Annotated in this window: 12 protein-coding genes; all 12 read right to left on the bottom strand. The window is 43.1% G+C overall.

Translation table 11 applies throughout. The features are described from left to right. Window positions 1-20: 20 nt before the first annotated feature. Entirely contained in the window at window positions 21-1,514 is a 1,494-nt protein-coding gene (locus AC3IRT_RS01630) for a gluconokinase (protein ID WP_489394806.1), read from the bottom strand. A 131-nt stretch (window positions 1,515-1,645) separates the two neighbouring features. Beyond that, entirely contained in the window at window positions 1,646-3,121 is a 1,476-nt protein-coding gene (locus AC3IRT_RS01625; protein ID WP_489394805.1) for a S10 family peptidase, read from the bottom strand. A 75-nt stretch (window positions 3,122-3,196) separates the two neighbouring features. Further along, a complete protein-coding gene (locus AC3IRT_RS01620; RefSeq protein ID WP_489394804.1) occupies window positions 3,197-3,658 on the bottom strand; it encodes an ABC transporter ATPase in 462 nt (153 codons plus the stop codon). A 78-nt stretch (window positions 3,659-3,736) separates the two neighbouring features. After that, complete coding sequence (locus AC3IRT_RS01615; RefSeq protein WP_489394803.1) at window positions 3,737-4,279, bottom strand: DUF420 domain-containing protein; 543 nt, start codon at window positions 4,277-4,279, stop codon at window positions 3,737-3,739. A 6-nt stretch (window positions 4,280-4,285) separates the two neighbouring features. Then, entirely contained in the window at window positions 4,286-5,008 is a 723-nt protein-coding gene (locus tag AC3IRT_RS01610; RefSeq protein ID WP_489394802.1) for an SCO family protein, read from the bottom strand. A gap of 17 nt (window positions 5,009-5,025) precedes the next feature. Then, window positions 5,026-5,400 (bottom strand): cytochrome C oxidase subunit IV family protein, encoded by a 375-nt coding sequence (locus AC3IRT_RS01605; protein ID WP_489394801.1) that lies wholly within the window; start codon window positions 5,398-5,400, stop codon window positions 5,026-5,028. Window positions 5,401-5,436: 36 nt separating this feature from the next. Further along, a complete protein-coding gene (locus AC3IRT_RS01600; protein ID WP_489394800.1) occupies window positions 5,437-6,177 on the bottom strand; it encodes a cytochrome c oxidase subunit 3 in 741 nt (246 codons plus the stop codon). A 9-nt stretch (window positions 6,178-6,186) separates the two neighbouring features. Next, complete coding sequence (locus AC3IRT_RS01595) at window positions 6,187-6,762, bottom strand: cytochrome c oxidase subunit 3 (RefSeq protein ID WP_489394799.1); 576 nt, start codon at window positions 6,760-6,762, stop codon at window positions 6,187-6,189. Between the two features lie 15 nt (window positions 6,763-6,777). After that, window positions 6,778-7,686 carry a heme o synthase gene (gene cyoE, locus AC3IRT_RS01590; protein WP_489394798.1) on the bottom strand — a complete coding sequence of 303 codons (909 nt, stop codon included), beginning with the start codon at window positions 7,684-7,686 and terminating at the stop codon, window positions 6,778-6,780. A 56-nt stretch (window positions 7,687-7,742) separates the two neighbouring features. Further along, window positions 7,743-8,786, bottom strand: a complete 1,044-nt coding sequence (locus tag AC3IRT_RS01585; protein WP_489394797.1) for a COX15/CtaA family protein — start codon at window positions 8,784-8,786, stop codon at window positions 7,743-7,745. Window positions 8,787-8,851: 65 nt separating this feature from the next. Beyond that, a complete protein-coding gene (locus AC3IRT_RS01580) occupies window positions 8,852-10,738 on the bottom strand; it encodes a cytochrome c oxidase subunit I (protein WP_489394796.1) in 1,887 nt (628 codons plus the stop codon). 26 nt (window positions 10,739-10,764) lie between these two features. Continuing rightward, the gene (locus AC3IRT_RS01575; RefSeq protein ID WP_489394795.1) at window positions 10,765-12,102 is read right to left on the bottom strand and encodes a cytochrome c oxidase subunit II; all 1,338 of its coding nucleotides are present in this window, start codon (window positions 12,100-12,102) and stop codon (window positions 10,765-10,767) included. Window positions 12,103-12,122 lie beyond the last annotated feature (20 nt).

Genomic DNA, 12,122 nt, shown 5'->3' with positions numbered 1-12,122 from the left:
GCGTTTTTGAGTTATATTGGTTAAAATTCGTCTTTCAACTTGTCGTACAAGCGTTCGAATTGCTGAAAGTTTTTCATATAGATCAGGTGATGTTCTTTGTTGGGCTCATAGGAATCGTCTTCGTTTTCTGAAGCGGGATGATTTTCTGCGTTGCCCTTTATTTCTAAAGCTTCCAAACCAATCAGTACAGCGCCCCAAGCAGAACTTTCTACCGTTTCTTTCACAAAAACCGGTTTGTTAAATATATCTGCCAAAATTTGCACCCAGACTGGAGAACGTGCTAATCCGCCGCTTGCATAAATGGTATGAATCGGGCCAGTGGTTTCCTCCAACGCGAGCCCCACGCTATACAGCGCGAACAACATGCCTTCGATCATGGCACGGCCAAAATGGCCTTTGGTATGTTGCAATTGTATACCAAAGTAAACACCTTTGGCATTGGCATTCCAATGGGGTGCACGTTCGCCGGTGAGATAAGGTAAAAACACCAAACCATCCGAACCCGGATTTACCGAATTGATAACTTCATCAAATAAGCGCGAGGTATTGATATCTTCTGGCAAATTTGCCAACTCGGTCATGAAGGTATCGCGAAACCAATTGCGCAGTACACCGCCATTGTTCACCGCGCCGCCAACGACAAATTGCTGCGGATGCAGTAAGTAGCTAAACACTCGCTGTTTTTGATCTGCACTGGCACGATTGCTGATCACGCGCACGGCCCCGCTCGTGCCGACGGTCACGGATGCAATACCGGGATGCGTAGCGCCGACGCCCAAATTGGCCAAACAGCCATCGCTGGCTCCAATCACGAATGGCGTGCCGACAGGAATACCAAACTCGGTTGCTCTTTCGGCATCTTGCAAATGAATGGTGTGCAGAATGGATACCGGCTCAGAAAGATGACTGGCTTGGATGCCTGCGGCCGATAGTGCAGGCTCGTACCAATTTAAATGCTCAATATCGAACAAGCCCGTGGTAGATGCGATGGAATGATCAATCACATAGCTTCCAAAAAGTCGAAAGAATAGGTATTCCTTAATACCGATAAATTTATGCGCACGCTCAAAGGTGTCTTTGGCGTGTTGCTTCATCCACCTGATTTTGCAGAGTACCGACATCGGGTGGATCGGCGTGCCCGTTTTCAGATAAAGATCCAACCCTTCTGGTGTTTCTTTAAACGCAGTGGCAATAGCTTCACTTCGTTGATCTGCCCAAATAATACTATTGGTAATGGCATTTCCTTCTTCATCCATCGCAATCAGTGCGTGCATCGCACTGCTCAAGGAAATGCCTTGAAGCGTTTCGTCTGGATATTTCTCACGCAGCACCTTCATCACCTCCCTTACCGAGCTGATACAAGCAGCATAGATTTCGTTGGGATCTTGCTCAAAATAACCAGCCTGTGGTATTAGGATCGGATACGCAATGCCATGTTGTGCAAGTACTTCGCCGTGAAGGTCAAAAGCGACCGCCTTAGTAGATGAGGTACCAATATCTAAACCAATAATCATAGTATTATAATTGTTCAGGCTATCATTCGCTTATGTTAGCTACCTGAATAACGCCTTGTCGAAAAAGCAAGATACTGATTTTCTCCTACAATCGTCAGCGTATGGCCTTACAATCTAAGATGCTTTCTGCATTAATATTTTGCGGGTGTGCCCGCTGCCGGAATGCTGTTTTTGATAAAGCTGCGGATATCTGCATTTCCTTGTTCCAGATCTGGTTTGCGCAAGTACATCATGTGCCCACTGCGATATCCTTTGAAAGACATGCGGTCTTGCAGACGACCCGATGGATCCATCTGCCACATGGTATATTTCGCGTTGAAATAATCACATGCTCCATCGTAATAGCCCGATTGCACCATCAGGTGCAGAAAAGGATTTTGCGCCATAGCTTGTCGCAGGTTTTCGCCGGTGCGATCATTGCTGCGATCCCAAGGATATACGGATCCAAACATATTGTACTTTACATCGGTGACATAGTTCAAATCATTGCGCATATAATGGTTGATGGCCGGCGTAAAAGCATGCAACCATGCGGTGAGCTCGGCATTGAAATCGGGGCGTTCGCCACCATCTTTACGGTCTATTCCGCGATAGCGAGAATCTAAACGACCTACAGTGTAGCCGCTGTCGCGTAATAATTCTTTCCAAAAAAGATTGGTGCTTACATCGAGGTTATTTTGCAGAATCACCTGTTCTGAAAGACCCGAATAGCGCGCCATTTTGGTAGCTGCAGCTTGCCGCTGATCGGCGGTCAACAAACCACCTTTTGCCAAGGTCGGCAACAATTCATTCATGGCGAAAGCTTCTACTTCTGGCAACAATTCTTCCAAATCCCGACGCTGTAAATCGGCTGGTAATTTTTGATGATACCATGCAGTAGCCGCATAGTAAGGCAATCGCAAAGCCATATCCACAGGGCCACCACGCTCAATGCCAAGCGTGGTTGGTGATACGAGTACGACACCGTTCAAATACATCCAATGAGAACTTTGCAACTCCAGAGCCAAACCAGAAACACGCGTGGTGCCGTAGCTTTCGCCGATCAGATATTTTGGAGAATTCCAACGATTACGGCGTGTCACGAAGGTATTGATCCACGAAGCTAAATATTTGACATCAGCATTCACACCAAAAAATGTATTGGTATTCACATCTTTGTCTAAGATGCGTGAATAGCCTGTATTGACGGGATTGATAAAGACGATATCGGCAATATCGAGAATAGAATAGGGATTTTTACCGATGCCATACGGCTGAACCGGATAACCTTCGTCATCGATATTTAATAAGGCCGGCCCAGTATACGCGATCTCCATCCATACCGAAGCAGAACCTGGTCCGCCATTAAATGAAATCACTAAAGGGCGGTTTTCTTTGGCTACGCCATCGCGTTCGTAATAGGTATAATCGAGTGTTGCGATCGCATCACCTTTCTCGTTCCACACCGGCTGTGTGCCTTTATGGGAGGTGTACTTGATGGCTTGCCCAAGAATGGTGGTGCTATGCTTGGTGGTAATGATTGAATCCGCCGGAATGGCTACTTGCGCCAAGGAGGAAAATACCACAAAACAGGACAGGAATAGCGTAGCGGAAAGGTATCGTTTCATAAGATTGTGTTAATCGGGATTGTCGTTAATAATCCCAATTTACTAAAATCCTATCTTGTTGCGGTTATGTTGTAATTATATTACAAAAGCTTTGGCATGCCAGCTTTCTTGAAAGGGCAATTCCCATTGGTTAGGAAACTCTTCGCCAGAAGCTAAAAGATTATTGAATACAATGGTATTTGTCGTCACCTGACCTGATTTAACAAGTTGCGCAAACTCATTGCGTGAAACCAATTGTACCGCGCCTGCTGCATCGCGGTAAGCGACCATCAATCGATCAAACAAGCCAATATTCAGCTCTTGCTCCAGCTTTTTCAATAAATGTACCGATTTATCAACCGAGCAACCGGTAGTACTGGCGACAGATTCGTCGACTTCTAATACGATAAAAAGATGGTGATAAATGTGCGCTTTGCCTGCTAGCTGATCGCCGTGCGCTGTCCAGCTTTGCACGAATTGTTGTAAAACAGACAAGGCTTTTGCTTCTTCGGCTTCGGTGAAGAACCGATTAGCCTGATAAATCCATACTTTTTTCATCACCTAAATTTTCAATGTGTACAACAATACGACAGGATAGCTTTTCGCAACAATTGCTTTTAAGCTGCCGCCGTGAGTTTAGTGCGTGTAGTACGGCGAGATCATCAAATACACGATCACACCCGTAACGGCTACATACAACCACATGGGATACGTAATTCTAGCCAAACGCTTATGACGCTCGTACGCACCAGCGATCCCTCGCACAAAGGTAAACAGTACAAATGGAATGATGATAATAGATAGTAGAATATGACTAATTAGGATAAAAAAGTACACTATACGGATAAAACCTTCGCCACCATACGGTGTAGAAATGGACGTCATGTGATAAGCTACATACATCACTAAGAATAGGGACGAACATAGCATACAAACCTTGATTAGGTTTTCATGCAATTTGGCATTTCCTCTTTTAATAGCCGATACTGCCCAGACCAATAAAACGGCCGTTAGGCCGTTGATGCTCGCGTAAATCGGTGGCAGAAAGCTCAAGGGTTCTACATCGTAGCCCAGCTTTTGTAAATTCACACCAAATAAAACAGCTACCGCAATGGGTATCACGATAGATAAGGTCCAGATAATGCCCTTATATTTCTTCTCTTCCGCAGTCATTCCCATAATAACCTAATTTCTTTCTACCCGCATAGGGTGATCTCTTATTTCTTCTACTAATTGCAGTTTGATCTCATCTTCTAACCTTTTCAGCTCTGTGTGCTGACTTAGCGGATAGAAGCCGCGAATGCGGTGCTTACCATCGATCAAGATAATCTGATCATCGATCATATATTTGGTCGAATCTTGCGCATCCCGACTGGCGTTGAGCAGCATTTGCTCGCGCGCGTAAGTCAACATGTCTACTGAAGGATTACCGACAATGTGCCACTTGCGACGATCTAAATCCCCAAAGCGATTGGCCATCTTCGCCAGTACTTCGACCTTGTCATTGGGATCTACTGTGATGGAGAACAAGTGAACACTGGCTTTACTAGCAAACTTGGTAGCTAGGTGATCCATATAATCCAACGCAATGTCTGAGAAAGCAGAGTCCGAACTGTAAATCAGATGTGCTACGCTGATGATAGAATCACTGCCCATCCACGAAACAGGCCGACCATCCCAATTGGTCAATGGCAGCGGTGCTAATTGATGGTAAATCGTATCAGGCCGTTCTCTGCCCATAACACGACGCATTTCGCCAGACAAAGATTTCTCTCCATAAATGGGCAACTTCACGTACTCATGGCGACCTAAATTCTCCATCAATAAATACAAAAATCCTGGCACAAAGAGTACAATGGCCAGGATTATGATTTTTGAAAACTTCATTGGACGAATGACTGGATTCATCTATGTTTATGGTTCAATTAATTGTTCGGATAAACCGGGTGTGATTGCAGCGCTCCATGTAGGAAGCTACCTTCTACCAGCATCAGCACAATAAAATAGGCAATGAAAATAAATACTATAGAGCTACACACAATGAAACTTGATTTCTCAAACTTCAAGTGCATAAAAAATGCGACGATATAGAATGCTTTGACCAAGGTAAGTAGGATGTAGATAACATTAACAACCATTCCCTTCTCTAAAATCTGCCAGTGGTGTACAAAACCAAGGGCTATTAAAAACTCTAGTGCCGTCAGTGCCAGCAAGACAAAGAATACGGACCAGATTTGCTTAGCACCCATTGTTTCATGGTGCTCATCGTGTGCTACTGCTGTATGATCGTGATTAGACATCGTATATGTTGTATTACAGGATAATTATTAAATAAATCAAATAAGGTAGAAGAACGTAAATACGAATACCCATACCAAATCCACAAAGTGCCAGTATAAACCTACTTTTTCTACCATTAGGTATGTACCGCGACGCTCAAACGTATTGTTCAATGTCATACAAAGAATGATGATATTAAGCAAGATACCTATGGATACGTGGAAACCGTGGAAACCCGTTATGGTAAAGAACAAGTTTGAGAACTGCAATGCTGCTGTATAAGAAATATCTCCCGTGAAATATGGTCTAAGCGCGTCTACAATAGCGGTCTCCCCTTCTAAGCCCGTAGCAGGATTGCGACCGAACCAGAAACCTTCATGGTGTAAGTGAGTCCACTCAATAGCCTGACAACCTACGAACATCAAACCGCCTAAGATCGTCCACAACATCCATTTGATAACAGCATTACGATCGTTGCGGTGACCCGCATCTACCGCTAATACCATCGTAACCGAAGACATAATCAAAATGAAGGTCATGATACCGACGAATACCAATGGCTGACCAGTCTCGGCGATACCTGGAATAGATTGAAACACTTTATCAGGATCAATCCAAGTCGCATTAGCGAACTTCTGAGCGCCATAATAAATTAAGAACGCAGAAAAGGTGAACGCATCAGATACTAAGAAAAACCACATCATGATCTTTCCGTATTCCAAGTTCCACGGTGATTTACCACCACTCCAAGGTCCGTCTTTAACCTTATCCAATTGCGATACAGTCGTTGTACTCATTGTTTAGTTTTATTGATTCAAAAGTAAGAAAACATAAATATAAATCCATAATAGATCTAGAAAATGCCAGAAAATAGTGGCTATTTCCATTCTATATTGGTTTTTATCCAAGGGAATACGTTTTACCGCCCCGATATAACATCTTAGCAAAACAATCACGCCAGCAATGATGTGCATCAAGTGTAACCACGTGAACACATAGATAAAGGATTGCGAAGCATTAGGGTTTTGAAAATAGATTCCCCAATCTATCAAGGTTGACCAGGCATTTAATTGTGACACAAAAAACACGATGCCTAAGGCAATCGTAACAAGTAGCAGCATTTTTTGGCGACCTACCTGTCCTGCCTTAGCGGCCGCGTATGCAAAGTGCATAGTCGCACTACTCAACACAATCGCTACGGTACTGTAAATAAATGCGTAGGGTAATATCGTTTTAATCCCTTTATCGATACCGCTAGCGGTGTACACGATGAATCCGCTTGAAAGTGCCGCAAACATCATGAACATGCCAATCATGCCTAGCCAAAGATTAAACTTTTTGGCTTTGCGAGACTGTATTAATTGCTCATTGCTATCCATCATCCTATCCATTCTTCCTTAAAAGGGTCTAAAATCCAATAATAATGCGATCTGTAAGATCGGTAAGTACGCGAAAGAGGTAAACATAATCTTACGCGCAGTACTATCTTGTGGTGATTGTATGTGTTGGTAACCGTACCAAGTAAACAACAAGCCACCCAATAAAGCGATGATGGTAAATATCCATCCGCTAAACCCATAATACAACGGTAAAAATCCCACCGGAATCATGGCGATGCAAGATAAGAACAACAGCCAAGCGGAGGTTTTATCTTTGCGTGTGGTTGGCAATAATCTAAATCCAGCACGCTTATAATCCTCATCAGTTACCCAAGCAATCGCCCAAAAATGTGGAAACTGCCACGCAAACTGAATAACAAAAAGAACTACTGGTGTGATAACAACTGCTGCTTCACTCACTGCACTGTATGCCAAACCAAAACCTGATGCTTCAAATGCCGCGTAATAACCAATCAGCGGCGGCAAAGCTCCCGGAAAAGCTCCCACAAAAACCGCGATTGGCGACTTTTGTTTGAGCGGCGTATACACAAATGCGTATAAGAAGATCGAGAACACAGAGAGTAAACCCGCTATGAAATTGAGCTCTACCAACACCAGCGTACCGGTAATACCCATGAATACGCTTAACACTAGGGCCTGACCATTGGTCATCCTACCTGATGGCAACGGACGATCTTTCGTACGCTCCATTAGCTTATCCAAATCCTTCTCAATGATTTCATTGAAGCCATTTGCTGCACCAGTAACCAAAAAGCCACCTAAAGTCAGCAAGAGCCAATTCGTCCAAATGATGTCTCCTCCCTGTTGAACAGCACCAATCAAAAACGATATTGAGGCCGAAAACACAACGGTTAACGTTAACCTCAACTTGACAAGCTTATTAAAATCCGAAATAAACGTCCCCATGGATCATCATCAAATTAATTCGCCGCAAAAATACTTTAATGCTTGTAATGCGCACGTCATACTTTTGCTTTCGTCATTAACAACATCAGGTAGTACTGAGCTCCGAAAAATAAGCTCGCTACGACCAAATGTGTTGTTTGCACATACGGCGGTAATGCAAAACGAGCAAGGATAATCCCTGAGCCCATCTGTATCACAGCCAATATTATTATGATCAAAGCAAACTTGCTTTGAATACTTTCTTTGTTAAATCTCTTTTTGACCATCCAACAAACTACCAAAGTCAATCCAAAAGTAATATACCCTAGGATTCGATGATAGTCATACGCGGTACCAATAGCATCTATCCAAGCACTACGGGCTATTCCTTGTCCTCGCAACACATCGACAAGCTCTCGTACTTCTGTTCCCATGATTATCTGTACAAATAGGATGAGCAGAGCGAACAGTGAAAGCCATTTTATGCCAGCAGATCGTTGATTCACCAGCAAAGATGGATTGCGCTTGGTCGTAGCCAGATAGAAGGTGTAAATAGCGATAGCCAAAATCACCAAAGCCAACACCATGTGAATGGTAATGATCCAAGGCATGAGGTTGGTAGATACCACAATAGAACCTAGCCAAGCCTGAATAACGACAACAAAAAGATTAAGAACACTCCATATGGTAATGGATGGTATGACTTTTCTGTACTGCCACGAAAAGTAAGCGGTAGCTAACAGGCAAAAACCGACAAGAACACCGACTAATCGGTTAATGTACTCTGTCCAAGTTTTCGCAGCATTGAACTCTTCATGTACTAAGATCGATGGATCAGTACGGATTTGTTCTGCTTCTTTTTGAAAGCCAAAACGTTGTACTATTTTGGCAAAACGCTCATTTTTCTTTTGTCTTCCTTCAATATATTGTTGCTCATACCCTTCAGGTAATTGCGATACATCGGTTGGAGGGATGACACGATTAAAGCATTTTGGCCAATCGGGACAACCCATTCCTGACCCCGTACTTCTTACAATACCACCTGCCGCAATGACCAAAAACAAAAAGATTATTGTAACCCTATTGGCAATAACAAATCGTTTTTCGGTAGCAGGATACATGGGTAGATACAATCAAAAGAACTAGTTTAGCCTGAAGACAAACACGCCTTCAGGCTAAACAAATATTAATGAAATGTTACGTCTTCGCGCTCATTTTCTTTATTCCAGGCTTTCTGGATGCGAATCGCTTCTTCGTCTCCCTCAAAGTCATGCAAATGATTTGAGCTCATCGTTTGTGAGTAAGGAATATGCTGAGGAATGAAATCCTCATCGTGACCCGGTTTAGAATAATCGTATGGCCAACGGTGTACCTCAGGAATTTCTCCTGGCCAGTTACCGTGGAAATGCTCTACTGGTGTAGTCCATTCTAAGGTATTCGAATTCCAAGGATTCTGAGGAGCACGTTTGCCCAACCAGATCGATGCAAAGAAGTTCCACAAGAAAGCTACTTGTGCCAATGCAGAGATGATCGCTGCCCAAGTAATTAATATGTTTACAGACACCCATTTTTCCATGAATGGAAAATCAGTGAAAGAGTAATAACGACGTGGAACGCCATCTATACCCATAAAGTGCATCGGGAAGAATACTAAGTATGCGCCGATAAACGTCAACCAGAAGTGCAAGTAACCCAAACGCTCGTCCATCATACGGCCAAACATTTTTGGATACCAGTGGTACACACCACAAAGCATTCCGAAGATCGAAGCAGATCCCATTACCAAGTGGAAGTGAGCTACTACGAAGTACGTATCGTGCAAGTTGATATCTAGTGCCGCATTACCTAAGAAGATACCAGTTACACCACCAGATACGAAGAAGGATACCATACCAATGGCAAACAACATCGCTGGAGTAAATCGGATATTACCACGCCACAAAGTCGCAATGTAGTTAAATGCTTTTACTGCTGATGGTACCGCAATGATCAACGTCGTGATCATAAATACACCACCTAAGAATGGACTCATACCGGTCACAAACATATGGTGACCCCATACGATAAATGATAATACAGTAATACCAACTAAAGAGTAAACCATCGCGTGGTAACCAAAGATGGGCTTACGCGCATTGGTAGAAATTACTTCCGAAGTCAAACCTAACGCAGGCATAACTACGATATATACCTCTGGGTGACCTAAGAACCAGAATAAGTGTTGGAACAAAATTGGAGAACCACCTTCATTCGGTAAAATTTGACCACCTACTACTAAATCAGATAAGTAGAAAGATGTACCTGCAGATCTATCGAAGATCAAGAGAACAACAGCAGAAACCAATACCGGAAAGGATAGTAAACCTACGATAGCCGTCAGGAAGAAAGCCCAAATCGTTAAAGGCATTTTCCAAAGATCCATACCTTTTGTACGCATATTCAAGATTGTACTTACATAGTTAGTACCACCTAAAACCTGAGATGCAATGAACAGGACCATACTCGCTAACCACAACGTCATACCCAAACCTGAACCTGCGATAGCAGTTGGTACGGCAGACAATGGCGGATAGATCGTCCAACCAGCGGAAGCTGGACCAGACTCGATGAAGAACGATGCGATCATGATGATACAGGCTACAAAGAAGAACCAGTACGAAAGCATATTCATCAAAGGCGAAGCCATATCACGTGCTCCAATTTGATACGGAATCAATAAGTTACTAAATGTACCTGATAAGCCGGCTGTCAATACAAAGAACACCATCATCGTACCGTGAATGGTCACTAATGATAAGAAGAACTCTGGCTTAATGCGACCACCCTCAGCCCATTTTCCTAAGAAAACTTCTAAGATTGGAAATTCAGCATCTGGCCACGCGATTTGAATACGAAACAAGATCGACAAGATCATAGCAAAAACGGCCATGATAATACCCGTAATCAAGAATTGCTTGGCGATCATCTTGTGATCCTGGCTAAATACATATTTAGTCAAGAATGTCTCATGATGATGGTGATGATCGTGCGAATCGTGATCTGCTGCGCCGTGCGATATAACTGTAGTTGACATATCTAAAATTAAAACTCTTTAAAAAATTAATTCAATGAAGCTGTTTTCAAAACTTCTTCTCCTTTATCTGCCTGAGCATACTCTTGCTGCAGGGACTCCGTGAAGAACTTCGGTTGTTTAGCAAGCCATTCTTTATATTCCGCTTCGGTCACCACTACGACCTTTTTCTGCATATTGAAGTGACTGGATCCACAGATCTTAGCACACAACATCACGAAGTCATACGATTGATCGTTCAACTTATCACGCATATCACGTGTGGTGGTAGTCGGCGTAAATTGGAAGTAATTCGTCATACCCGGTACAGCATTGATCTGCACTCTGAAATCTGGCATGTAGAAAGAGTGAATAATATCTTTCGAAATGATGTGGAAACGAACTGGTTGATTTACCGGCAATACAATATCGGCTCCTTGTACATCATCCCAAGCAGTTTTGTCTGTAAAGTCAATACCGTAAGGATTCGTTGGTGACGTCAATTTGTAGTTACGCTTACCGATACTTCCATCAGCTCCAGGATAACGAACCGTCCACATAAACTGCTCACCCATTACTTCTACTTGAAGCGCTGAATCTTGCAATTCTTGAGGAACGTTGGTAATCTTTCTCCAAGTAAAGAAACCGAACAGTACTAACACGGTCAATACGATAGCCGGTACAATAGTCCACAAGCGCTCGATCGCGTCATTGTGTGGGTAGAAATAAGCTTTGCGGTTCAGACGCATGCGGTATAAGTATGCGAAAACCAACAGAAGAATATGCACCACAATCATCACAAAAGTGGTGATGATCAACGTGATGATAAACATCTGATCGATATCTTTACCATGCTCGGTAACTGCTGCTCTCCATGACCATACTCCCCATACTGCGTACGAATAATACGTGCCTGCTAGAAATAGCACTAGGAAAACCAGAAGCAAGGCCGCCTGAAGGTTGTTATTTGCTAATGGATTGTACTTCCCGTTGATACGGCGAGATAATGTGTAGATGTGTTGTATCTTACCAATGACTGCCACGATGATACAGATCAGTAGGAAATACATCAAGTAATAAGTAATATCCTTATATACTTGCGAATCGATCTGCTTATCTGCCTCTACCGATGCTGTTGCAGCACCAGTAGTCGCTTGCTCATCCGGAGAAACTACTGCCGAAGTAGTAGTATCACCAGAAGCATCATCCGTAGCTACCGTTATGCTATCTACCTGTGCTTCATCACCCGGCGTAGCTGCCTCATCAACCTGTACATTGCTCACTACCGTATCTTGTAAAGAAGCGGATGCTGGCAAAGCCACGAATAAATTCAACAGGAGCAAACAGCCTATTATCGTCTTGAACTTGTTATATTTTGTAAACTTCATTTTCTATAAAAACGTTTATA

This window comes from Sphingobacterium sp. KH_072 (genome assembly GCF_057837975.1).
The sequence above is the reverse complement of the archived record's forward strand: the minus strand, read 5'-3'. Positions and strand labels throughout refer to the sequence as shown.